A 24,316-nucleotide genomic window follows, 5' to 3' on the forward strand; every position below is an offset into this window, starting at 1 on the left:
AAATAATTGAATATTCAAAACAAGGGGATTTTAGATGAATCATTATAGTTATCCGTATAAAAACTCGAGATACAGCACATATGCAAAGAATGGCATGGTGGCCACCACTCACCCATTGGCGACGGATGCGGGGATTGAAGTGATGAAGCAAGGGGGTAATGCAATGGATGCGGCAATTGCTACAGCAGCGACATTGACTGTAGTAGAGCCGACGAGTAACGGCATAGGCGGAGACGCATTCATGATTGCATGGATGGATGAGAAGTTGTACGGCATGAATGCCAGCGGCCGCTCCCCGAAAAGGTTGGAGATGGCGGAAGTCAAGGCAAGGGGGTTTGATGCACTACCCAAGTTCGGTTGGTTACCGGTAACAGTACCAGGAGTGCCGAAGGCTTGGGCCGCACTTATCCGTGATTTCGGCAATCTGACTTTGAAGGAAGTGCTCGCACCAGCAATACGTGCTGCTCGTGACGGTTTCGTCATCACACCGGTAGTGGCCAGATACTGGCAGGCGGCTTATCAGACCTACATTCGGGAAGTGGATAACCACGAAGAATTGAAACCATGGCTCGAGACTTTTGGCACTGCGTCAGCTGGCATCATCAAAACTTTGCCGGAGCATGCGCAGACATTGGAAGATATTGCCGCTACTGAGGCGGAAAGCGTCTATACGGGAGAACTCGCAGAAAGAATCGTCCAATTCAGTAATGAGACGGGCGGTCTAATCGAACATGACGACCTGGCTGAATTCGAAGTGGAATATGTCCAGCCTGCAAGCATGGCTTATAAAGGTCATGTTATCCATGAACTTCCCCCGAACGGTCAGGGCATCACAGCATTGATGGCCCTTGGCATGCTCAAGGATGATGACCACCCTGCTTTAGATGAGCGCACTTTTCATCATCAGATTGAAGCGATAAAATTGGCATTCGCCGATACGACCAAACATGTAGCGGATGCCGATAACATGCGCATCAAGGTTTCCCAACTGCTGGATCAGCAATATCTTCAGGATCGTCGAAGCCATATTACAGAAATGGCAGAGGAACGGGAACATGGGGACCTGCCTGAGGGAGGGACCGTCTACCTTGCCACAGCAGACGGTGAAGGTAATATGGTGTCCTATATCCAAAGCAACTATATGGGCTTTGGTTCAGGTGTAGTGGTTCCCGGTACCGGGCTCGCCATGCAGAATAGGGGGCATAACTTTTCCATGGATCCGGAACACGCTAATTTCATAGGTGGCGGCAAAAGGACTTTCCATACGATTATACCGGGTTTCATCACCAGGGAGGGAAAGGCGGTTGGTCCATTTGGCATAATGGGTGGCTTCATGCAGCCGCAGGCCCATCTACAGGTGGCGATGAATCTGATCGACTACGGCATGAATCCCCAGAGCGCCCTCGATGCGCCAAGATGGCAATTCAAAGCAGGGCTCGAAGTTGAAGTTGAAGACCGTTTCGACACAGATATCGCCCGCAGTCTGATCAGGCGGGGGCACCGTATCAAAGTGAATCTTGAACCCAATAGTTTCGGTCGTGGGCAGGTGATCTTAAAGAACTCTGATGGGGTGCTTATCGGAGGAACTGAGTCGCGTACGGATGGGGCCATTTCATCTTATTAGTTGAAGGGACCCTGGAAGTCATCTGATATATTAAAGCAGGCCCCCTGGGCCTGCTTTAATATAAATCTAGAATTGTTTATTGAAAAAAGGTCTGCCGATGGAGTTCTTGTCGAAGTAACGGTTGTATGAGACATTTCTATAATCGCTTACCAGTACTTTGATATCCTCTCCGAGCGCCTCATCTGGTACGAATGCATCTCCTATATATGCACCGCTTGAGGTGATGCCAGTCACACCTTTCTGATAAAGCAGTACCAGCATATAGTAGTAGGGTGTTGTCTTATATTGGCCGTCTGCCAGCAGTTTCGGTACGAGGAACATGGGACTCAATAAATCTGCATCACTGGTGTCGCCCCTATCATGGTTCTGATAGATGAAGTAGGGGGCCTGGTTAGTATGCCCCTGTAATTGCGCTCCCTTCCCCCTGAGGAAACTAGGCGCATGATCTCCATAAAATATCAGGTTTACATCGTACTTCTTGTCTTCCATATCGGCGATCAGCTTCTCGATTGCAGAATCGGTTTTCACCAGCTGCCTGAAATATGATTTTGCATATTCTATATAGTCACCATACTTGCTTGCAGTAGGCTCCTCGGAGAGTATGCCAGGCTTTAGAACCGGCTCATAGGTGATATCTTCGAGAACCCCGGGTGAATAGGGCGAATGATTCTGCATGGACATGACATTCAACATACGGTAATCATCCATCTTCTTGTCCACCAGGTCCGTAAGATAGCGATCGCTTGCCCTCCCTGTTCCTTTAAGCTTCTCCAAGTCGCTCATATCCTCTTGGCTGAACAGCTTGGAAACTCCCATCTTGTCGTACACATCAACTCTGTTGTAGAGACTGTAGGTATAGGGGTGGATCACGGCATTCTGTTCGACCAGTGTAAGTATAGATGAACTGCCACTGGATTTTTCGAAGTACTCGATGTAGGGCGAAGTGACTGTAGGCTGCTGATGGAGTTCAAGCGACATGCTGGTCAGTATCTCAAATTCTATATTTGCTGTTCCTCAAGCTTTTTGATGAATGGTGCAGGCATCTTGTTCTGTATCAGAACCTCATTCTGCCAAAAGCTTTCGCTGAGATAAATGATGGTATGTTCGTCGGTGATATCATTTTTTCTGGCATCGTTATATTCAGCGGATTCTTTTTTATACTTTTCTGAAATGGCGTCGATATTCGACCTGGAATAATCATCTGGAGGTTCCATGAAGTTCCTCGAAATATTGATCAGAAAATTTGGGACGAAGCCTACCCTTTTAATCTCTTTAATCGGATTGAAGATATATGAATCCTTCTCTTCAATCCCGAAATATTCATAGGAATATTTTTCAGTGTCCGTATAGAAGATCACTGAAGCAATTATGATTCCCACCAAAGCTGTAATTCGAATGATCCTGAATCTGGATAGCCCCAATTTTCTATATAACTTACTTTCCAGATAAAATAAAAAGAATGATGCCAACAGAAGAACGGTGACAAGAACAAACAGCATCTTCAGGTCGACTATATTCGAAAGTTCCCTGATGTTGATGACTTCTTTGATTTCGTTATAGTTGACCACTTCGCCGCGTTGTTCGAATTTCAACTTATTGGCATAATAAAAAAGAAATAGTGACAGATTGGAGATCAATAATGTGGTCAACGGTTTACCGATCAGGCTGTAGACCAGCAATATGAAAAGGAATATGATGGATATCCCCTGAAAAGTGTGTTCATTGATTTCTTCAACCGGCACAGCCTTTCCATCATATAAAATTGTGGGGAAGGCCTGAATCCAGTATCTGCTGTTGAGCAAGAATACTGCTAACAGGCCTAGAAGGAATGCTGAATTTTTTACTAGTCTCATAATTACTTCCTTATATTGAATTTAATCCGGGATGAAAAGTTAAAAGAGTCTCAAACTCCCCTTGAAGGGGGAATTGAAAGTAAATGACTATACTTTTAGTTGCCGCATAATAGTATATAATCTAAAGCAAATAAGCATCCAAGTCAATAATTCTTAATAATTTGAATAGTTAGACATAAGGGGGGCGTATAATGCACTTTAAAATATTCTGGGTGTTTTTTAAAGTCGGAATGCTTGGGTATGGTGGTGGCCCGTCGTCCATCCCGCTTGTCCATAAAGAAGTGGTCGATACACACGAATGGATGACGGACGAAACGTTTCAGGATGCCCTGGCCATAGGTAACGTCCTGCCTGGTCCCATCGCCACCAAACTAGGAGGGTACATCGGTTACCTGCAAAAAGGGTGGCTCGGCATGGCCAATGCCGTATTGGCCACAATTCTGCCGACCATCATATTGATGATTGTACTATTGAAGCTGTTTACGGAATTTAAGGACCTCGAGTGGGTACAAGGCATGAGCAACGGGGTGATGCCGATCGTAGGTGTCATGCTGTTTGTGTTGACGTATGAATTTCTGGCCAAGGCAAAGGCGAAAACGACGTGGCACTTCCTCCTCCTGTTTACAGCTCTCGCATTCTTCATGTTGGTGGTGGTAGGAATTCATCCTGCCCTGATTATTCTGCTCATTGTTGTTTTCAGCCTGTTCAGAAGGGAGGGGAGAGTATGATCTATATACATATATTCCTGGCTTTCTTCATCCCCGGAGTTCTAGGTTATGGGGGTGGTCCCGCTTCCATTCCATTGGTGGAGCAGGAAGTCGTACAGAATTATGAGTGGATGGATTCCCGTGAATTTGCCGAGGTTCTGGCACTTGGCAATGCCTTACCCGGCCCGATTGCGACCAAAATGGCCGGCTTTATAGGTTATGAAGTTGGAGGGCTGGGGGGATCGGTTGTTGCAGTTGCTGCTACGGTCTTGCCTTCACTATTGCTGATGATTTTTCTCGCGGGACTGCTCTACAGATTGAAAGGCACACAGAAATTCGAAACTCTGACCACACTGATTCGACCGGTGATTGCAATCCTTCTTGGGTGGATAGCATACGAATTCATCTTCAATGCATATGATGCCTCCGGAACTGTACACACAGCGTTTCTGGTTGCTGCCAGTTTCCTGCTATTGATGAAATTTAAAGTCCATCCCGCACTTGTAATCATTTTTGGCTTGGTTTATGGTGCGCTTCTGTTGTGATATGTAGGAGGATAAAAAGCCAAAAACAGGCTATCCTATTTTTGGCTTTTTTTGAACTTATTCAGCATGGCATCAAGGAAAGTACGGACGCCGTCCACGCCCATCAGCAGTAACATAGAAATATAGAGTACAGCCATCAGTGCGAACGCAAGCATCAGGCTGACGTCACTTCCGACGACAGGATTGATAAGGGCCAAAAATCCATAAGATGACGCAGCAGCAAAAAGTGCAGCGGCTGTGATCCGTAACGCAGTCGGTATAAGATGTGTCAGATTAAGCCGACCGAGTTTTCTGCGGAGGCTCCGTGTCAGTAGCAGAACGGTCGTCAGTGCAGAAAGACTGGTCGCAAGAGCTAGACCACCTATCCCGAGAATCGCTGCCAGCAGGAAGTTCAGGGCAATATTGATGCTCACCCCGATTGTGCTGTTGAGCATAGGTGTTTTTGTATCCTGCAGTGCATAGAAGGTCCGGGTTAAAATCAAATTGACACCTGTACCGGCAAGACCAAGTGAGTAGAAGAAGAACGCTGAAGTCGTCAATGTTACGGCGGTTTCATCGAAGGCACCGCGGTCGAACAGGAAACGGACAATAGGCTCTGCGAATATCATCGCACCGATTGTGGCAGGAATTATTAGGATCAGCACACCCAGTATGGTCTGGTTCAAAGTGTGCTTTAGCCCCGGCATGTCTCCTCGGGCTGCCTTTTTGGATATGTCTGGATAAAACACTGTAACGAATGAGGAGACGAAGATACCGAGGAAGGATACATTCAAAGTGCTGGCATAGTTAATTGAGGAAATTCCACCTATGGAAATCCAGGATGCAAGTGAACGATTAATCAGACGGTTCAATTGACTCACACCGGAACCAAGGATGACCGGGAAAGCCAATACAGCCATTTCTTTTATATGTTCATCCCTTGGATGCAACACCCGCTGGAAGCGGAAAGAATATCTATAGGCAAAGAACACGATGATCAGGAACTGGATAAATAGTGCGACTACATTAGCCACGGCTAGAATGTAGATCAGTTCTAACCTGCTGCTCAGGATTATGGCCACAATCAGCACCAGATTCATGGGAATGCCTATCAAGGAAGGGACAGCAAACATCTTTTTATAATTCAGGTAGGCACTTAGAATCCGGGTGATGAGTGTAAAGTAGATGCCGAATATGCTGAAGCGGGTGAACATTACTGCAAGTGCCAATGTTTCTCCCTGGAATCAGATTGCGAATACCTTAACGAGCTGTTCAGTAAAAATAAGAGCGAGTATGACGATGAATGTAGTGGAAATCAGCAATATATTAATTAGATTGTTGATATATTCGAGCCCCGCCTTGTCGCCGGACTGCTCTGTTATCCGTGAATAGAGCGGTATGTAGCCGGTCGAAATGCCTGCTGCCACCACACCAAAAACGACAGTTGGGATACTGATCGATAATAGGAAGACATCACTGGTTTCGTTTGCTCCGTAGAAATAGGCAAGTGTCAAATCCCTTAAGAACCCAGAGACTTTTGAAACGACGGTCAGCACCATCAACAGAAAGATGGCTTTTCTCATATGGCCACGCTGTGTGGATTCTGTATCAATCCATGATTTGCATACATAATGTTCATAAAAAAACTCCTATTGATCCATACTTCCAAATAGTAAAAGCATACAATATGTATTTTAGCAGAAAATGGATGGCGGGTTTAGAGCCATAGGCCACGGAGATATGAATTATCGGTTTGGCTCGAGTTTGAATCCGCAATCCGATGTGTGCAGTTTTAAGGCATAGAAAAGGTCTGGAAACGTCATTCCAGACCTTTTCTATGTCACTATATGCTGTATCTTTTGCCTGATCAGCCGTGGTGTCTCTTCAATGATGTCCTCAATTTTGCAGGAGCCATCGCACAATGGATGGACAGAAGCGAAAGCCCTAGTATCAGCATCGGTTATCTGACCGGAGATGAGGTGGCACGGCTTTTGATGGCGATCAGCGAGTTGTGCCACAGTCGCAGGGACTTTTCCGTGCACTGAAGAAGCATCGGTTTTGCCTTCACCTGTAATTACCATATCGGCTTTCATTATTGCATCCTCCAAGTGGATCATCTCAGCAACCAGAATGCCTCCCGGTTTCATTTCTGCCCCGAGATTCATCAGCATCCATCCAAGTCCACCAGCTGCACCTGCACCACAGCAGTCACTGAAGTCATCTTGGAAAACATCTGATGTTTTGTCAAAGAGGTGTGAGAGCAGTGACTCGAAGAAAGCGAATTCCGATTCCTGCACGCCTTTTTGGGGTCCGAACGCACGGGTAGCTCCTCGGACTCCGAACAATGGATGGGTGACATCGGATGCGATGGTTAACTTTACACCTTCCAGGGGCTGGAGTGATTTCAGGCTGATTTCGTCAACATGTTCTATGTCATGAGTGAACACGCCAACTGGCATGCCGCTTGTATCCACTGCGGCGCCTCCTAGAGCGAGCAGCATCCCGTAGCCGCCATCGTCTGTTGCAGAACCACCCAAACCCAGTATGATGTGTTGTGCCCCACCATCAACCGCGTCCAAAATCAGTTCGCCGATGCCGAATGACGTCCGATCGCCTGGGTGTGAACTGCCGACCAGATGAAGGCCACACGCCTCGGCCGTTTCAATTACTGCAGCCTGTCCATTGCGGCAGTAGGAGGCTTCGACTGTCTGACCTTCCGGCCCTGTCACATTGATGGTGACCTCCTCATAATCCTCATTCCGAAAACATGTAAGGAGGCCATCTCCACCGTCACTCATCGGTTTCAAAATGCTGTGATGGCCCAAATCCGTGAGGGCCTCTCCCATGGTTGCTGCAATCTCATATTGATTGAACGTCCCTTTATAGGAATCTGGTGCTACAACAATATTCATGATATCTACCCCAAGGTAATTCCGTAATGGTCAAGGACATGGTGCGGTACAAAGAAGCGGGCAGTCTTCAAAGGATCGACTACCTGATTGATCTGCGCCTCACCGACCAGACTCATGAGCATGGTCATTTCAGACAGACTCAAGTCTGTGTGGGGGCGGAGTAATGCAATCATTTCCTTGACGGATTCGTCGACTGCGGTGTCGAGACTTTCGCTCGATACTGTCATGTATACACCATCCGCATCGACGACGATCGGATGGCGCGTTTTTATATTGTGTGCTTTATCGAGGGTCACTGTGATCGATGCTCCCGTCTCAAGTCCACTTACGCTCACTTCACCATCCCCCATCTTGGCGTGGACATCTCCAAGGCCAAACAAGGCCCCCTCGTGTGCAACAGGTAGATAGAGGGTGGCCCCAGTCGTGATCTTCTTACTGTCCATATTGCCGCCGTGTCGGCCCGGTGTCCCATTATTTACTGCTTCTCCCTCTGGTGCCACTCCGATGACGCCGATCATCGGGTTTAGGGGAAGAGACAGGCCATTGAACGAAACAGTACCTTCCGATGTATCAATATCGAACATTTTGGCCTCCATCTTCTCCATATCATCCCCCATGACGCCAAGCCCAGGGCCTGTCAACATGACCCCTTTTGGTTCAAGGGTGATGTCTTCAATTGTGACTTTGAGCACATCTCCGGCTTGGATGCCATCTATATGGATAGGGCCCGTCGCAGGATTGATGCGGTCCCAGTCCAACTGGTCCAACACGGTATCACTGGAAGTGATCTGTCCGAGGAAGCAATCGTTTGTCTCAATCGTTATCGTATCCCCAGCATCAACCCTTAAAGCAGCTGGATTATCTTTTGACATCGCATAAAATAAGTTTGATTTATGCAATGAATGTTTCATGATCATTCTCCATTCTAATATGCTCTTTTATACTGCACAGGGATGAAGGCGTCATCCTCTGCATTTTTGGACTGGGAAGCGTTGAGCACCCAATAAGGATCGCGCAGCAGTCCACGGCCGATGGCGACGAGATCTGCAGATTCCGATGCGATGGCGTGCTCAGCCAGATTGACATCATCGAGAAGACCGACTGCTATGACAGGGACTGAAGCAGCTTCTTTCACCGCTCTGGCATACTCGACAAGGTAGCCGGGGAAGGCCCCATTGAAACGCTCTGGTGAAGGCTTACCTTCTCCTCCAGCTGAGACATCGATCATATCAACCCCAGCTGCCGCATACTCGAGCGCCAGGTGGGACCCGTGGTCGATGTCGTAACCACCATCTGCATACTCGACAGCTGAGAGTCGTAGCATGAGCGGCATCCCTTCAGGCATGACAGATTTGACTGCTTCAATGACCCTGCGTCCAAATAGGCTGAAATCTTCACCATATTCATCGGAGCGCTTGTTGGTGAGTGGAGATTGGAATTGATGGATGAGATAACCGTGGGCAGCGTGAAGTTCGATGGTGTCAAATCCAGCCTCAACTGCACGTTGGGTCCCCCATTTGAATGCATCGATAATCTCTTCCGTCTCTTCTGCCGTCAGTTCATGTGGCTGATGGAAGTCCGGGCTATATGCTTCATCCGTACTTGAAACTGGAGTCTCCGTATCCTGAGCCTTGCGCCCTGCGTGAGCGAGTTGGATGCCCACCTTTGCCCCGTGGCGATGGCAAGCGTCGACGATTCGTTTGTAGTGGGGCACATGACCGTCGGACCAGATACCTAGACAATGGTCGGTAATGCGACCCCGTGCTTCGACATTGGTCATCTCCAACATGATCAGACCAGTGCCGCCGACCGCCCGCGAGGTGTAGTGCGTGAAGTGCCACTCGTCAGGTATGCCGTCAGTCGCGCTGTATTGGCACATGGGGGCCATTACGACCCTGTTCTTTGTCGTTAAAGCCTTCAGTGTGTAGGGTTCAAAAAGTGATTTCATCCAATTCCTCCTCAGTGGTTAACTCCATTGTATTAAATTTAGAGAAAATTTCAAATATAAAGAGGTTTTGAATTTAGCAGTTTTGAATAATGCTATATTTAATGACAACTGTAATAATTCCACTGGGTTAGAAGGATATTTCAAAACGCATATCAATGTGGTGTTCAGAATTGTACTGATAGCAAGCGCATTGCTTCTGACCGCACCGGAAACATATACTAACCTCATCGGTGTAGCAGCTGCAGTGATCATATTGGTGATGAATCGCATCAAATGGAAACGGGAAAGGCACACGGCATCATAGATTACAAAAACAGGCCCTTTAAGGGCCTGTTTTATTTTCCTTCGTTTTTAAACTGGATGATTCTCTTTTCGATGTCGTTCCTTACTTGGCGGAATGCTGAATATATTTCTTCTTCACTGCCTTTGGCTTTGGCTGGGTCTTCAAACCCCCAATGCAGGTGAATGACGTCCGATGGCGTGACAGGACAATTATCGCGGGCATCCCCACAAAGGGTGATTGCATAATCTGCATGGTTCAGAATTTCAGGGTCTATGATGCTTGACTGCTGACCAGTGATATCAACGCCGGCGTCTCTCATGATGCTTACCGCCCTTGGATTCATTCCATGGGCTTCGATGCCTGCTGAATGAATCTCATATTCATCGCCTAAATATTTGTGGGCAAAGCCCTCTGCAATCTGACTTCTACATGAATTTCCGGTACATAAAAAATAAATGATGGGTTTTTGCATGGTGACACTCCTTTAGTTTATGAGATGATGAGCAGCCATAGGTATAGGCCGGATAAAGTTATGAATAGAACGGGAAGCGTCAGGATGATGCCGATTTTGAAATAGTATCCCCAGGAAATATTAACCCCTTTCTTTTTGAGCACATGCAACCACAGTAGTGTAGCGAGCGATCCGATCGGTGTAATCTTCGGACCAAGATCAGAGCCGATGACATTGGCGTATACCAGACCTTCCTTAATGGAACCTTGGGCGCCTGATGCAGTTATGGCCAGGGCATCGATCATGACGGTCGGCATATTATTCATGACCGATGACAGTATTGCAGCTGTGAAGCCCATGACCATTGTGGCGGCAAATAACCCATGTTCTCCGGCTGTAGCTAGAAAACGGCCGAGTAGGGCAGTCAGCCCTGCATTTTGCAGACCATATACGACAACATACATGCCGAGGGAGAAAAGGACGATATCCCAAGGTGCACCCTTTACCACATCTCTAACGGGCACAGCGGGACTGTTTCTTCCCATCATCACAAAAAAGAATGCTATGAGCCCGGCAATGATAGAAACAGGGATGTCAAACGGCTCACTCAGGAAATATCCGATGAGCAGCAAGGCGAGTACCACCCACGACCAGGCGAACATTCTCTGGTCACGGATGGCTGCAGAAGGGCGCTTCAACTCAGATACTCCGTAATTGGACGGTAGGTCTTTTCTGAAAAAGAGCCACAGTACAAGAATGCTTGCCAGGATAGAGAACAGATTGGGAATAAGCATCCTTGAAGCGTATTCGATGAACCCGATGCCAAAGAAGTCTGCCGAGACGATATTCACCAAGTTACTGACGACGAATGGCAGGGAGGCGGTATCGGCGATGAATCCGCTTGCCATGATGAACGGCATGATCATCTTCTCCGTGAAATTGAGGTTCCTGACCATCGCCAGAACGATCGGTGTCAGAATCAGGGCGGCTCCATCATTGGCAAACAATGCAGCCACTATCGCGCCCAGCAGGACGATGTAGATGAACAGCTTCAATCCACTGCCTTTGGCAAAACGTGCCATATGTAGTGCAGACCATTCAAAAAATCCGATTTCATCGAGTACCAATGAAATCAGTATGACAGCGACGAAAGTCAGCGTCGCATTCCAGACTATGCCCCACACGGTTCCGACATCCCCAAAGCTTACGACGCCGAAGAGCAAGGCTGCAACTGCTCCAGCAACCGCCGACCAGCCGATGCCGAGACCTTTAGGCTGACGGATGACAAGAAACAACGTGATGAGGAAGATCAGGACTGCAATTACAGAATTCACCATCAGCAGCATGCCTCCCTTGTGCATGAAGCGAGCAGACGGTCGGCATGTGCATCAAGGCCAGGTGTCGTCGCCAATAATTTTGATAGCATTTCCATGAATGGACTATCAGGGTTCAAGGAAAGATGGGTCCAATACCCATCTTTCCGTTCCGTAATCAAGCCGAGTGTCCGCAACCTTTTCAGATGCTGGCTTACAGCAGGTTGGCTCATATTGAAGCATTCTGTGAAATCACAGACGCAACATTCCTTCTTATACATCATCGCAACCATCGATAATCGTGAATGATCGCCCAGAACTTTGAAAAGTTCCGCAACATTATTAATATCAACTGTCGTTTCCATTGGATCGCACCTCAATCATATAAGTTTTTTATTATGTAATGGGTTGAATTATATAAGATTATGGTTATATGTTCAACAATGATCTTAAAATGAAGTATATCGGTGGATTTTCATTTTCATTACTTTTATCATGATATATAGAATGACAATTCAGAAAAGTCAGGAGGCGTTAAAGGATGCAATCAAATATTTATGGCAACACCCCTCCGATGTTGGGGGCGAAAAATCTTACAAAGACTGACGAATACGATACGGATGTACTGATCTACGGTGTACCGTGGGAAGGGGCCTGTACTTGGGGAGACTACACGGGGTGCGAACTGGGGCCGAAGCAGATCAGATTGTCCTCTGCGCGGTACAGCACTTACTTGCCCGAGCTGGATCACATTAATGTGGAAGACCATTTGAGCCTTGGGGATGTTGGTGACGTCAGCGTCATACCGCATGATGTGCCGGGCACCATGGACCGCATTGAAGCATTCGCCGAAAACCTGTGGCGCTCAGGTAAGTTCCTGGTAGGTCTCGGTGGCGACCACGGCATCACATATCCTGTCGTCAAAGCATTGACCAACACCGGCAAAAAGGTGGGGATCATCCATCTGGACTCACACTATGATAATATGCCTCACTATGAAGGAGACAGGTTTGCCAGGAGTACACCATTCATGCGCCTTTACGAGACTGACGGAGTCAGGAATGAGAGTCTTATACATGCAGGCATCAAGGGTCCGAGAAATAAACCGGAGACAGGGGCCTATGCTCAGGAAGCGGGAGCCGTGACGCTGACAATCAATGACATCAAGGGGGCACATGACCTGAAAGCCTATGCGAATGAAATATATGATATGGCAGCACAGGAGGTGGATGTCGTCTATTTGACGATCTGCAGCGACGTATTGGACTTTGCCTTCAACCCAGGAGGTCCCGTCGATGGCAATGGGCTCACATCCCATGAGCTGGTGACGATGATCTATGAATTCGGCAAACGGGGATTATGTGGAATGGATTTTGTCGAAGTGTACCCTCAGCAGGACGCGAACCAGAACTCAGCGCACTTTGTATCAACAGCGGTTTTATATGTGCTGGCGGGCCATGTACACGGTGGACATGTTAAATAGATGAACGGGCGATGGGAGACTGTCTTCTGTATCCGAAGGGGTGGAAGCATTGAATGGACAGAAAATGATTGAAAAGCTGAAAGTGATCGGGCCAGGTGCAATCATCACGGCTTCGTTCATCGGTCCGGGTACCGTGACGACAGCCACACGTGCAGGTGCAGGATTTGGATTCGCCCTCCTGTGGGCAGTAATTTTTGCGATTCTGGCGACAATCGTCCTCCAGGAAATGGTCGCAAGGATCGGTATGGTGACAGGCGAGGGACTAGGGGAAAACATACGCGGGTTATTCGATAATGTCATATTGAAATTCGCTGCAGTCTGGCTGGTCATGATTGCGGTGTGCGTAGGGTGTGCTGCATACATCAGTGGCGACCTGCTCGGCACTTCCCTCGGTGTCTCCTATTTATTTGGAATACCGGAGAACTATGTGGCGCCGGTCATTGGCATCGTCATACTCACTCTTGGATTGAGTGGAAGCTATAAAATCATTGAAAAGGTGATGATTGGCCTAATCGTCCTAATGAGCATCACCTTCATCACGACTATGATAGTATCAGCATCTGATGTCGGCGCGATATTGAAGGGGGCTTTCGTCCCCGGTATACCAGAGGGATCGATCCTGATGATCATTGCGCTGATCGGCACGACGGTAGTACCGTACAATTTTTTCATACATGCCTCGACGGTCAGCGAAAAGTGGGACAGTGCGGATGGTTTGAACGCGTCCAGAATCGATACAATCCTTACCATCACCGTAGGTGGGTTCATCACTGCAGCAATACTTATTACTGCAGGCGCGCTGATTGAAGGTCAAGAAGTGACCAATGTCGTCGAATTGGCAGCGCCACTCGAGCCCCTGATGGGTGACCTTGCGCCATTTTTCATAAGTGTCGGGCTATTTTCGGCAGGGTTATCCTCAGCAATTGCCTCACCGATGGGGGCAGCGGTGACGGTGAGCAGCTTCATGCGTTGGAAGGGTGGTTTTGACAACAGGAAGTATAAGATTGTCTTTGCTTCTGTGATCAGTCTCGGTATCGTGACTTCAGCCATCGGCTTCGAACCTCTGGAGGTGCTGCTTTTCGCCCAGGCATTGAACGGGCTTATACTTCCAATCATTGCCGTGCTGATCATGATCATCATCAATAAAAAAGCAGTGATGAAAAAGCATGTCAACGCCTTATGGCTGAATGTCGTTGGCTGGGCTGTGACGGCAGTGGTTTCTTTTCTTGGGTTCTATAGTCTGATTGATGCGGTTACTTCTTTGATGTAAGCGCATGGCTGTCACTGGAAGATGAAATTGCTTATAATGATGGTTAACACATTGAAAGGGTGGGAATATGAAAGTTAATGCGAAATGGACAGGCGGAATGGCCTACAATTCTAAAGGTGACAGTTCCGGCTATGATGTCACAATGGATGCCAGCAGCAGTGTCGGCGGTAATGACAGTGGTCCGAGGCCAATGGAAATGGTGCTGCACGGTGTGGCCGGCTGCATGGGCATCGATCTTAATGTCATCATGAGGCACAGCATGGATAAGGTGGAAAGCATTGATATAGATATTGAAGCCGAGCGTGCCGAAACTGAACCGAAGCGATTCACTGATGTCACGATTATAGTCAGAATCAAAGGGGACGTCACTGAAAAGGTGGCGCAGCGTGCAGTGAATTTATCAGCCGATAAATACTGTTCAGCAATCAATTCATTGAATGCCACAGTTTCTACAAAACTCGAATTAAATGGGGAAATGAAATAAAGAGGAGGAGCGTCCGGACGCTCCTCCTTTTACTTTCCGTAAAACTCAGTATCTTCAAGGTTTTTATGCTGGAGGATGATTTCTGTAATCGTGTCCTCCTGGTTATATTTCATCATGACATACTGCTCGTTCGAATCGTCGGCATCATATATCATCCAGAAATCGGAAACCTCATCACGCGTCGGCCAACCGAATGTCTCGACTGCCTCCTGCTTTGTAAAATTCTCGGGGAAAATGATGATGCCATCGATCTTGAGTTCGCTTAAATCATCGGTTTCCTCCCTTTTTTCAGGGAAGTTGAAGCCGATATGATTATAGTGGTAATAGACACCATCAATGCTTTGACCGCTTCCAATCGGTTCTCCCAGTATGCGCGTCATATATTCGTAACTGGAGCGGAGTGAAATCGTCCTGTACTCATAATTGGCTGAGAACAAGTTTGAGACGAAGGCATCGCGCGTTACATCGATGGGTGTTACTTCTGTGGGTTCTTTTTCGCTGGAGACTTCTGTAGCCTCTTCTGTTGATTCTTCACTAGCAGATTCTCCGGTTTCCTCCGTAGCGCTCTGGTTTGAATCATCTGGAATGAGCAAGCCTACACATGACGAGATGAATAGTGGAATGGCGAGTAGGACAATGATGAATTTCATTTAATCCCCCTCTTTTGTCACTTTTTTCTTTGGAAATGGCTTCTGACGTGCTTTTTTGCTCTTAGGTGGTTCTTTTGGTTTACTGAAATATGCTTCTGTACGCTCCCGTAGCTTTCTTGGCATCATGACATAGATGAAATCTTCAGAAAGCATCTTCGTTTCTCCGTTAGGTGTAATCAACTCATCATTTCTTATGATGGCGATGACGAGGACATCAGTCGGTAAATCCAAGTCTTTGATCTGCACGTTCTGGTGGGCAGAATGGGAAGGGAGTTCAATCCCGTATATATCGTTCTGTGTCTGGCCCAATGCCAGCAGTTCGACCGAATAGGCCGGGGCTTCCGTTTCCCCTTCGTCAAATCCCAGCCAGCGGGCTACTGGTGTGATGGTGCTGCCTTGCAGCAAGGCAGAGAACAAGACGATAAAGAAGACTACGTTGAAGACGAGGTATCCGCTCTCGATGTCACTGACTAGTGGATAAGTCGCTAAAACGATCGGCACAGAGCCGCGCAGACCAGCCCACGAAATGAATATTTTCTCCTTGAGGTCGTACCTGCTTGCAATCAAAGTGAGGAAGACGCCGATCGGTCTGGCGATGAATATGAGGATGAGTGCCATAAGGATCCCCTGGAATGTATAGTTGATCAATTCCCCAGGAAAGGCAAGCAGGCCGAGCATGATGAACATGACAATCTGCATCATCCACGCCAATCCTTCATTGAAGCGTAGTATGGAATGTTTATAGGTAAGGGGCCGATTCCCCATCAGTACCGCCATGACATATACAGAGAGCAATCCACTTGCACCGATGACTTCTGTAACACCGAAGGTCAGCATCGCAAATCCAAGGGAGAGCACTGGATAGAGTCCAGAAGCTTCGAGGTCGATCCGGTTGATGACGAAAACCGCAAGCCGGCCTATAATGATACCGGCTATGATGGCAACACCCATCTGCCAAAAGAAGGTAAGTAAGAGATATAAAACATTGCTCTCTCCTGGCATTTCGATGACCGATATGATGGTGACGGTAAGGAACACAGCCATCGGGTCGTTCGTTCCGGATTCCGCTTCGATTGTAGAAGATAGTTTTTCCTTGATGTTTTTACTGCCGAATACTGCAAACACTGCGGCGGCATCAGTCGATCCGACGATGGCCCCGAGCAGCATCGATGTCATGAAATCAAGGTCCAGGATCAGATAGGCGAACAGACCGAGTATGAAACTTGTCAGCAATACGCCGATGGTCGCAAGAAGTACCGCTGAACCAGCCACCTTTTTGATGGTCATGATATTGGTTTGCAGACCACCTTCAAAAAGTATGACGACAAGTGCTATCATACCAATCAGTTGGGTGAGTTCCACATTATCGTAGTAGATGACCTGGTTCAGAAGTATACCTATGATTATGAAGAGTACAAGCGAGGGGACACCGAGTCTGGACGAAAAACGTGTCATCACAACGCCCAAGACCAGCAGTATGGCAATCAACAAGATGGGATAGTCTAGCTGGACATCCATCAAAAACCCCCTTTCACCTGATATTTGTATATATAATTATAATTGAGTACCAACTAAAATACTAGCGGAGGAACAGCTTATGCTGAAAATCGATCATCTGGAAACGATGCAGGGGAACTTCAGCCTTGATATTGAAAACGTCACATTTCATAAAGGCGTAAACATCATCCTAGGGCCTAACGGGAGTGGCAAAAGCACGCTTCTGAAGGGGATGCTCGGCTACGGAGGTAATCATCTGTTGAGCCGAGAGATTACTTATCATGGTTCGGCTTTAGGAGAAGTCTCCGGCATCATGTCATTCCTGCCGCAGGAAAACCCCCGCTTCAGGATACGGACCGGGGAATATCTGATCATGACTGCATCTGCAGATAAGGCCACAAAGGAGAGGATGGCTGAAATCATCAGGCGTTTCCACATCAGCCATCTTCTAGGGCGTTCGATAGAAGAGTTGTCAGGCGGGGAATTCAAAAGGGTACAATGCGCTCAAATCGCTCTGGAGGATAAGCCGGTCATCATGATCGATGAGATAGAACAAGGGCTCGATCTGCGCCATCAGCACGAAATGATGAAGTGGCTGAAGAAAGAAGGACGAAAAAAAATAGTCATCACCACCATGCACGAAGCACAGCTGGCAATGACGTATGGAGATACGATCACCCTCCTCCAGGCAGGACACGCGGAAGGGCCACTGCCTGCAGCGCAGGTGACGAGCGGGCAGCTCTCAGAGTGCTACAATATCAGGTTGACTATGGAACGGCATAAAAATGCCGTGTCCATCTATCATACGCCACTATAGAGTGGCACCCAGTGCCCCTGAGTATTCGCCGTTGTAAATGACGTGCGCTTTTGCACCTTTCAGCCCGGCATAGCGGTGGATGATATCTTTCATCACTGTGTTGTCGAGCAGGGTGGAACCGATGAAGACGATATCATCTGTCTCAAAACCTTCAGCAAGACTAATTCCGATGGCCGTCACAGTTTCAGCGACAAGGCCGATGACAGCCTGGACTTTATCAGCAGGCTGCAGCGCCGAGACTTCCCCTGAGAGGACATTGCCGAAGTTGCTTGCGGTCAGGTCACCCGGAATCGGCGTTGGGCGTCCGGCATAGATGTGATGGACTTTGAGGTCGATTTCATCCCGGCTGCCCTGGGCACCCAGCTTGATGATTGCATCATAGTCATGGATGCCGGCAAGCAGTGTGGAAAGGCCAATCAGCGTACCGCCGCCCACTCCGGACCCTGCAACCCTCTGTTGGCCGGAAGGGCCGGCATGATGAAAACTCGTCCCGGTGCCCACATTCAAGTAGATAAAATGTCCAAGGCGGACGTCCTGCTCATCCATCAGTTTGAGCAGTCCGCGGTATGTCGCTTCAAATTCGACCGATATGGCTTCATGATGCTTCAATTTTTCTGCCATATATGCAGACTTGCCCCCCGTCAGGTATATCTGATCATCTGTGTGTTGCGTGTTCAGTCGATCGATCAACTGATCCACTTGTGCGGACGGCCACCTTTCAAATTTCCGCTCATCATCATCGATGTATGCGACCTTTATCAGTGTGCCTCCTGCGTCTATTCCAATTTTCATAAAAGCCTCCAAAAAAGAATGTCATTGGTTGTATTATACCAATGACATTCCGACTTAGTAACATTAAATTCAGGCTCTTGTGCGATCTTTGCGTTGACGGCGCTTCATCGAATCATTTGGTTCTCGTCTGAGTGATTTGGAGACTGCGATGATCATGGCGATGAGGACAAGTCCAAACGGCAGACCGGCCAGCAGTGAAGCGGCTTGTAGGCTTGTCAGGCCGCCAGCGATGATCAGGGTGACTGTAAGGAAACCAAGCAGTACTCCCCAGATGACTTTAAGGCGTGTACTTGGCGAATCCGTGTTCCCTGAGGTCATTCCCGCCACGATGAATGTTGCCGAGTCTGCTGATGTGACAAGGAATGTAAAAATCAGCAGTATTGCGAGGGCTGAGAACAATTCAGTCAGCGGCAGCTGATCGAACAATGCGAAAAGTGCTGCAGTATCATCTTCGAGTACGAGTGCTCCGATATTTGTTCCATTGAACAGATCAGAGTAGATCGCCGTACCACCCAGGGCACCGATCCAGAGGAAGGAAAGTATCGGTGGAATGATGAGGATTCCCATTACATACTCGCGTATGGAGCGCCCTTTGGAGACGCGGGCCACGAAGGAACCGATGAACGGACTCCAGGCGATGACCCACGCCCAGTAGAAGACCGTCCACTCCTGCACCCAGACTTCACCGGTATAAGGTTGCATGCGCAACGAATACCCGACATAGTTGGATAGGTAATCACCAAGCCCCACAACGATGCTCTCCATGATGAACGTGAAAGGACCAACAGCCATTATGAAGATGGTGATGACAGCGGCAAGCAGCATGTTAAGGTTGCTCAGCCATTTGATGCCGCGTTTCAGGCCGGTCGTCGTCGACAGTATGAAGAAGCCTGTCATCAGGGCAGTAAGTATGATTTGGGTCAACGGCCCCGATGGGATGCCGTAGGCTATGTTCAGCCCCCCGTCCATCTGCATGATGCCAAGGCCAACTGATGTCGCCATCCCTGTAACAGTGGCGACCACGGCAAGTATATCTATGGATTTCCTCAGCTTCTGGTTATAGTCATTGCCGAGTATCGGTTCGAGCGAGGTGGAGACCAGGCCGTCCTTCTTCTTGCGGTATTGGTTGTAGCCAATTGCAAGGCCGGCTACCCCAAATATGGACCATTGGGAAATCCCCCAGTGGAAGAATGAATAGCCCATGGCCATGCGCGCCGCCTCCACGGACTCAGTCTCTCCACCCGGAAAGGGTGAGATCATATAATGGCTCATCGGTTCCGCGACACCGAAGAACACGAGACCTACACCCAATCCGCCGGAAAACAGCATGCCAATCCATGAACGGAAAGAGAATTCAGGTTTCGAATTATCTCCCCCGAGCTTGATGCGGCCATATGGCGAGAGCGCCAGGAAAATCAGGAATAGAGCAAATCCAAATACTGCAATCATGAAGAACCAACTGAATAATCCGGCAATCCAGCCATAGACTGAGCTTGATGCAGCTTCGAACTTGCCAGGTATGATTGTTGCCACCAAGGCAGCAGCGATGATGATTGAAGCGGCGGTCCAGAACACCAACCCTAGGCTTGACCCTTTTTTTGGCTCCAGGTTCTTATCCGGTCGTTTCTCTTTTTCGAATTTGGAACTTTTCTTCGACTTATCCCCCTTTTTGGGATTACTGTCCAAATTGCCATTGTCCAAAATTTCTCCCCCTAAAATATCTTATTGTATACCGTTGTACCCCCGTTGTGTCGAGACTAAACACCATTAAAACATTGAATATCAAGCTGACTATTTTTATACTGGAAAGGGTATAATAGTTATCATAACAAAATGACATTACATGTCAAAAAGGGGTTTTGGATTATGGACGAGATAAGTATCCGGCCGTTTCAGGAGAATGATCGGGAGACTCTAGCGGCTTTCAGGTTGAGTGAACAGCAACAAGTATATTCCAGCTTGCCGACTGATGTGGTCGATGATGCTGTTGATGACCCTGATCGTGTACCTTGTGTGGTATTGAACGGGGAAGGAACGATCATCGGATTCTTCGTGCTTCATAAGCATTACCAGCATGAAGGTTACGACACACCACACGAAGTGGTCTATATAAGGTCGCTGTCGATTGATGAAAAGCTGCAGGGCCGCGGATATGGAACGCAGGTGGCGATGCGGCTGCCCATCTATATACAGGAGAACTTTTCGAATTTCGATCACCTTTACCTTGTCGTGGATGCTGAAAATACAGCAGCCTGGAACCTTTATGAACGAGCCGGGTTTACACATACGGCAACAAAGGAAGATGGTCCGATAGGAAAGGAACGTCTTTATTACCTGGATCTGGATAGCAAGTATGTACATAACATCAAACTGGGGAGAGATGACGCTGTACAGTTGCCGGCCATCAAAATCGATATAATCAGGAACCAGAAGGAGACCATCGGGGAGATAAAGGGCAAGGTCAATGGGGCGGAGCTTCGGATTACGCATCTGCATGTCAAGGCGGAGGAACGTGAACGCGGTGTTGCCTCAAGTGCGATGCGTCAAATTGCGACTTTCCTCAGACGCGATATGCCAGAAATCAAGCAACTGACCATTTTGACCGATGATGCAGCAGGGTGGCATAAATTGTTTGAAAAAGGCGGATTCGTCATGATGGAAGATGAAGGTGGACAGCAGAAATTCGTGAAGTATGTAAACTATTGAATAAGTGCTTGATTCATGTTCCAATTACATGTAAGATATCCTGTGATATTCGAGACTGGAAAGGATGAATGAGATGAGACTGGATGACTACTCCAAGCAGATGCTGGATGAAAACTCCTTTATCGAAATGGCACATATATACCTTGAAGATGTAGGGAAAGAAGTGAACTTGTATGATATTGTCGACAAGTTCAAGGAGTTGGGCGGATATTCAGATAAGGAGATCGAAAACCGTATTGTGCAATTTTACACGGATTTGAATACGGATGGCCGTTTTCTGAGTACAGGCGAAGGCTTGTGGGGACTTAGGGATTGGTACTCGGTAGATGACATATCCGATAAGATCGCACCAACAATCCACAAGATCGAGCTTGCCGTGGAGGATGAGCCGATTGATGGAGATGTCGAAGAAGATATCATTGATCAGGATAAGGAACTCGTCGAAGATGATACAGAGGACCTCGACTCCCCATTGTCAAAAAATGAAATTTCAGGCGAGGAGGAAGTCGACGAAACCATCGATGAAGATATAGAGTACGATGATACGGATGAACTTGAAGACTCCTACGAAGATAAACCCGATCTCTAGAAAAACAACTTCCAGTTGACATTCAGGTTAAAAGTGATATTATTTTTATTGGGCTCCCTGAAAAAGGGATTGTAAAGAACGGCTCCTTTTCACCAAGTGTGGAAGGGAGCTATTTTTATTTTTCACAGGAGGAAGTGCAATGACTAAATATATTTTTGTGACCGGCGGGGTTGTTTCTTCTCTGGGTAAAGGCATTACGGCAGCGTCGCTTGGAAGGCTTTTGAAAGATCGTGGCTTTTCGATCACAATACAGAAGTTCGATCCATATTTGAACGTAGATCCAGGGACCATGAGCCCATATCAGCACGGAGAAGTCTTCGTCACAGAGGACGGAGCAGAGACGGATTTGGATTTGGGGCACTATGAACGGTTCATCGACATCAATCTCCATAAATACTCAAACGTCACAGCGGGAAAAGTCTATTCTGAAGTGATACGCAAAGAACGCCGTGGGGATTATCTCGGCGGTACAGTCCAGGTGATTCCACACATCACCAATGAAATAAAATCCCGTCTGATTCAAGCGGGCGAAGAATCGAATGCGGATATCGTGATAACTGAAATCGGCGGTACGACCGGAGACATCGAATCACTGCCTTTCCTGGAGGCCATCAGACAGGTGAGGAGCGACCTTGGACGTGAGAATGTCATGTACATCCATTGTACATTGCTGCCATACATTAAAGCGGCGGGTGAAATGAAGACCAAACCGACCCAGCACAGCGTCAAGGAACTCAGAGGGCTCGGCATCCAGCCCGACATGATCGTCGTGCGCTCCGAACACGCCATGGGCGAAGATCTGCGCGATAAGATTGCACTCTTTTGTGATATTGATAAAGATAGCGTCATAGAAGCGAGAGATGAGTCAACGATCTATAATATAGTGATCAGGCTGCAGGAGCAGAAAATGGACTCACTCGTCATCGATAGGCTTAAGCTTGGTAAACATAAGGAAGCGGAACTGACAGACTGGAAGCACCTGCTCCAGAACCTGGAAAATATCGATAAGAAGGTGACCATCGGTCTTGTCGGTAAATATGTGACGCTTCAGGATGCATATTTATCGGTAGCGGAGTCGTTGAGGCATGCTGGCTATGAGCGTCAGGCCGACATCGACATCAAATGGATCAATTCAGAATTCCTGACACCGGAAAATCACGAAGCTGAGCTCGAAGGCGTCGACGGCATCCTGATACCAGGTGGTTTCGGTGAACGTGGTGTGGAAGGGAAAATATATGCACTCCAATATGCACGTGAGAACAACATCCCGCTTCTTGGCATATGTCTCGGCATGCAGCTTGCCACTGTGGAATTTGCACGCAATGTAGCTGGTCTTGAAGGTGCCCATTCAAGTGAACTGGATGAGGACACTGCGCATCCTGTCATCGATCTGATGCCGGACCAAAAAGATGTCGTGGACCTCGGAGGTACATTGAGGCTCGGCAGCTTCCCTTGTGAAATCAAAGAAGGCACTAAAGCGCGCAAGCTCTATGGCGTTTCGCATGTAGATGAGCGTCATCGCCACAGGTATGAGTTCAACAACAAATACAAGACGCAGCTTGAGGAGAAGGGCATGATATTCTCCGGCACTTCTCCAGACGGCAGGCTCGTTGAGATGATTGAACTTAAAGACCATCCATACTTTGTCGCCGTCCAGTTCCATCCTGAATTCCAATCCCGGCCGACACGGCCGCATCCCCTGTTCCAGGGGCTTATCAATGCATGTTTGGATTAACATGCTAAAATACCGTCCAGCTGAGATAGCTGGACGGTATTTTTCATTTTCATGCAGTCAGGATGATGGGGGAATCCACCATTATACGTTTTGAGACACTGTAAAAAAACAGGTTCAATACGCTTCATTCGTCATTTCGTCCACAAGGACGTACAGATGATCATATAGGTATAGGAATGCAGAAATATAAGGGTTAACAATTTTGTCGAAATCAGGTGTCGGAACCAGGGGACGCGGGGAGGATAAGTCGATATAATGGTGGAGTGAGTCCAGTATTTCTGCTTCATGCTTATTATAATTCGAGATGAGCACGAATTCCTTGTCCGCTTCTCCAAGCGCATTGACCAACTGTTTGACGGGTTCATCAAACTGGTCTGCTATAACCAGGGTCCGGTCCGGGGCGTCCAAGGATTCGACCGTTTCGAATGGTTTGGCCTTCGGCAGGGAGAGTGCCCCTTCCAGAAGGTATGATTGGATGCCGGTGAAATCGTGGAAAGTGGCCAGCCGGACTTCCCCCTCGCTGCCGACAGCCTGGGCAATCAGGCGTGCCGCCATTTCGATTTCTTCTTCCTGGGCGTTTATATGATTATATATATTCGTCAGTTGAGTCTGTAGAATCTTATCCATAAGATCACTCCATTCATGGTAGTCAGTATTTCAATGGTACCAAATCATTAC

The 24,316-nt window shown here is 47.8% G+C and carries 24 protein-coding genes and 1 pseudogene; 11 read left to right on the forward strand and 14 right to left on the reverse strand.

The window, feature by feature from the left end; translation table 11 throughout:
* The first annotated feature begins 34 nt into the window (after nucleotides 1–34).
* Nucleotides 35–1,624, forward strand: a complete 1,590-nt coding sequence (locus tag ACFFLE_RS06715) for a gamma-glutamyltransferase family protein (protein ID WP_380570377.1) — start codon at nucleotides 35–37, stop codon at nucleotides 1,622–1,624.
* Nucleotides 1,625–1,690: 66 nt separating this feature from the next.
* On the opposite strand, the gene ACFFLE_RS06720 is transcribed toward ACFFLE_RS06715, so the two are convergent.
* Nucleotides 1,691–2,602 (reverse strand): sulfatase-like hydrolase/transferase, encoded by a 912-nt coding sequence (locus ACFFLE_RS06720; protein WP_380570378.1) that lies wholly within the window; start codon nucleotides 2,600–2,602, stop codon nucleotides 1,691–1,693.
* 20 nt (nucleotides 2,603–2,622) lie between these two features.
* A complete protein-coding gene (locus ACFFLE_RS06725; protein ID WP_380570379.1) occupies nucleotides 2,623–3,477 on the reverse strand; it encodes a hypothetical protein in 855 nt (284 codons plus the stop codon).
* A gap of 191 nt (nucleotides 3,478–3,668) precedes the next feature.
* Here ACFFLE_RS06725 and ACFFLE_RS06730 point away from each other — a divergent pair, with 191 nt between their 5' ends.
* Together ACFFLE_RS06730 and ACFFLE_RS06735 are read left to right on the forward strand one after the other, a co-directional pair.
* On the forward strand, nucleotides 3,669–4,205 hold the full coding sequence (locus ACFFLE_RS06730; protein WP_380570380.1) for a chromate transporter: 537 nt from the start codon (nucleotides 3,669–3,671) through the stop codon (nucleotides 4,203–4,205).
* Nucleotides 4,202–4,729, forward strand: coding sequence for a chromate transporter (locus ACFFLE_RS06735; protein WP_380570381.1), 528 nt, complete (start codon nucleotides 4,202–4,204; stop codon nucleotides 4,727–4,729). Before ACFFLE_RS06730 ends, ACFFLE_RS06735 begins: the two co-directional genes overlap by 4 nt.
* Nucleotides 4,730–4,764: 35 nt before the next feature.
* On the opposite strand, the pseudogene murJ reads toward ACFFLE_RS06735, so the two are convergent.
* The 4 genes and pseudogenes from murJ to ACFFLE_RS06755 all read right to left on the reverse strand — a co-directional run bounded on the left by murJ (nucleotide 4,765) and on the right by ACFFLE_RS06755 (nucleotide 9,568).
* A pseudogene (gene murJ, locus ACFFLE_RS06740) lies at nucleotides 4,765–6,291 on the reverse strand (murein biosynthesis integral membrane protein MurJ).
* 252 nt (nucleotides 6,292–6,543) lie between these two features.
* Nucleotides 6,544–7,620: a glycerate kinase gene (locus ACFFLE_RS06745; RefSeq protein ID WP_380570382.1), complete on the reverse strand. Its 1,077-nt coding sequence runs from the start codon at nucleotides 7,618–7,620 to the stop codon at nucleotides 6,544–6,546.
* Between the two features lie 5 nt (nucleotides 7,621–7,625).
* Nucleotides 7,626–8,531 carry an acetamidase/formamidase family protein gene (locus ACFFLE_RS06750; protein WP_380570384.1) on the reverse strand — a complete coding sequence of 302 codons (906 nt, stop codon included), beginning with the start codon at nucleotides 8,529–8,531 and terminating at the stop codon, nucleotides 7,626–7,628.
* A 14-nt stretch (nucleotides 8,532–8,545) separates the two neighbouring features.
* Nucleotides 8,546–9,568 carry an NADH:flavin oxidoreductase/NADH oxidase gene (locus ACFFLE_RS06755; RefSeq protein ID WP_380570385.1) on the reverse strand — a complete coding sequence of 341 codons (1,023 nt, stop codon included), beginning with the start codon at nucleotides 9,566–9,568 and terminating at the stop codon, nucleotides 8,546–8,548.
* Between the two features lie 67 nt (nucleotides 9,569–9,635).
* Between ACFFLE_RS06755 and ACFFLE_RS06760 the strand changes: the two genes are divergently transcribed.
* The gene (locus ACFFLE_RS06760) at nucleotides 9,636–9,872 is read left to right on the forward strand and encodes a hypothetical protein (protein ID WP_380570386.1); all 237 of its coding nucleotides are present in this window, start codon (nucleotides 9,636–9,638) and stop codon (nucleotides 9,870–9,872) included.
* 31 nt (nucleotides 9,873–9,903) lie between these two features.
* Here ACFFLE_RS06760 and arsC read toward each other — a convergent pair whose 3' ends face one another.
* From arsC to ACFFLE_RS06775, 3 genes are read right to left on the reverse strand one after another with little or no spacing between them, the layout of a single operon-like run.
* Entirely contained in the window at nucleotides 9,904–10,323 is a 420-nt protein-coding gene (gene arsC / locus ACFFLE_RS06765; RefSeq protein WP_380570387.1) for an arsenate reductase (thioredoxin), read from the reverse strand.
* 17 nt (nucleotides 10,324–10,340) lie between these two features.
* On the reverse strand, nucleotides 10,341–11,639 hold the full coding sequence (locus tag ACFFLE_RS06770; RefSeq protein WP_380570388.1) for an arsenic transporter: 1,299 nt from the start codon (nucleotides 11,637–11,639) through the stop codon (nucleotides 10,341–10,343).
* Nucleotides 11,639–11,980, reverse strand: a complete 342-nt coding sequence (locus tag ACFFLE_RS06775; RefSeq protein ID WP_380570389.1) for an ArsR/SmtB family transcription factor — start codon at nucleotides 11,978–11,980, stop codon at nucleotides 11,639–11,641. Before ACFFLE_RS06775 ends, ACFFLE_RS06770 begins: the two co-directional genes overlap by 1 nt.
* A 176-nt stretch (nucleotides 11,981–12,156) precedes the next feature.
* On the opposite strand from ACFFLE_RS06775, the gene ACFFLE_RS06780 reads away from it, so the two are divergent.
* The 3 genes from ACFFLE_RS06780 (at nucleotide 12,157) to ACFFLE_RS06790 (ending at nucleotide 14,852) form a co-directional block, all read left to right on the forward strand.
* Nucleotides 12,157–13,098: an agmatinase family protein gene (locus ACFFLE_RS06780; protein ID WP_380570390.1), complete on the forward strand. Its 942-nt coding sequence runs from the start codon at nucleotides 12,157–12,159 to the stop codon at nucleotides 13,096–13,098.
* Between the two features lie 64 nt (nucleotides 13,099–13,162).
* Complete coding sequence (locus tag ACFFLE_RS06785; protein ID WP_380570443.1) at nucleotides 13,163–14,368, forward strand: Nramp family divalent metal transporter; 1,206 nt, start codon at nucleotides 13,163–13,165, stop codon at nucleotides 14,366–14,368.
* Nucleotides 14,369–14,435: 67 nt separating this feature from the next.
* Complete coding sequence (locus ACFFLE_RS06790) at nucleotides 14,436–14,852, forward strand: OsmC family protein (protein ID WP_380570392.1); 417 nt, start codon at nucleotides 14,436–14,438, stop codon at nucleotides 14,850–14,852.
* Between the two features lie 29 nt (nucleotides 14,853–14,881).
* On the opposite strand, the gene ACFFLE_RS06795 is transcribed toward ACFFLE_RS06790, so the two are convergent.
* Both ACFFLE_RS06795 and ACFFLE_RS06800 read right to left on the reverse strand, forming a co-directional pair.
* On the reverse strand, nucleotides 14,882–15,502 hold the full coding sequence (locus ACFFLE_RS06795) for a hypothetical protein (RefSeq protein ID WP_380570393.1): 621 nt from the start codon (nucleotides 15,500–15,502) through the stop codon (nucleotides 14,882–14,884).
* A complete protein-coding gene (locus ACFFLE_RS06800; RefSeq protein WP_380570394.1) occupies nucleotides 15,503–17,020 on the reverse strand; it encodes a potassium/proton antiporter in 1,518 nt (505 codons plus the stop codon).
* Nucleotides 17,021–17,099: 79 nt separating this feature from the next.
* Between ACFFLE_RS06800 and ACFFLE_RS06805 the strand changes: the two genes are divergently transcribed.
* Nucleotides 17,100–17,816 carry an ATP-binding cassette domain-containing protein gene (locus tag ACFFLE_RS06805; RefSeq protein ID WP_380570395.1) on the forward strand — a complete coding sequence of 239 codons (717 nt, stop codon included), beginning with the start codon at nucleotides 17,100–17,102 and terminating at the stop codon, nucleotides 17,814–17,816.
* On the opposite strand, the gene coaW is transcribed toward ACFFLE_RS06805, so the two are convergent.
* A complete protein-coding gene (gene coaW, locus ACFFLE_RS06810; protein ID WP_380570396.1) occupies nucleotides 17,811–18,608 on the reverse strand; it encodes a type II pantothenate kinase in 798 nt (265 codons plus the stop codon). The genes ACFFLE_RS06805 and coaW overlap by 6 nt on opposite strands.
* A 69-nt stretch (nucleotides 18,609–18,677) precedes the next feature.
* Nucleotides 18,678–20,309: a BCCT family transporter gene (locus ACFFLE_RS06815; protein WP_380570397.1), complete on the reverse strand. Its 1,632-nt coding sequence runs from the start codon at nucleotides 20,307–20,309 to the stop codon at nucleotides 18,678–18,680.
* A 165-nt stretch (nucleotides 20,310–20,474) separates the two neighbouring features.
* On the opposite strand from ACFFLE_RS06815, the gene ACFFLE_RS06820 reads away from it, so the two are divergent.
* The 3 genes from ACFFLE_RS06820 (at nucleotide 20,475) to pyrG (ending at nucleotide 23,638) form a co-directional block, all read left to right on the forward strand.
* The gene (locus ACFFLE_RS06820) at nucleotides 20,475–21,314 is read left to right on the forward strand and encodes a GNAT family N-acetyltransferase (protein WP_380570398.1); all 840 of its coding nucleotides are present in this window, start codon (nucleotides 20,475–20,477) and stop codon (nucleotides 21,312–21,314) included.
* 73 nt (nucleotides 21,315–21,387) lie between these two features.
* Entirely contained in the window at nucleotides 21,388–21,903 is a 516-nt protein-coding gene (gene rpoE / locus ACFFLE_RS06825; protein WP_380570399.1) for a DNA-directed RNA polymerase subunit delta, read from the forward strand.
* 139 nt (nucleotides 21,904–22,042) lie between these two features.
* Complete coding sequence (gene pyrG / locus ACFFLE_RS06830; RefSeq protein WP_380570400.1) at nucleotides 22,043–23,638, forward strand: CTP synthase; 1,596 nt, start codon at nucleotides 22,043–22,045, stop codon at nucleotides 23,636–23,638.
* Nucleotides 23,639–23,752: 114 nt separating this feature from the next.
* On the opposite strand, the gene ACFFLE_RS06835 is transcribed toward pyrG, so the two are convergent.
* Nucleotides 23,753–24,265 (reverse strand): DUF2529 family protein, encoded by a 513-nt coding sequence (locus tag ACFFLE_RS06835; protein ID WP_380570401.1) that lies wholly within the window; start codon nucleotides 24,263–24,265, stop codon nucleotides 23,753–23,755.
* Nucleotides 24,266–24,316 lie beyond the last annotated feature (51 nt).

The organism is Salinicoccus siamensis (genome assembly GCF_042429615.1).
Classification (GTDB): Bacteria; Bacillota; Bacilli; order Staphylococcales; family Salinicoccaceae; genus Salinicoccus; species Salinicoccus siamensis.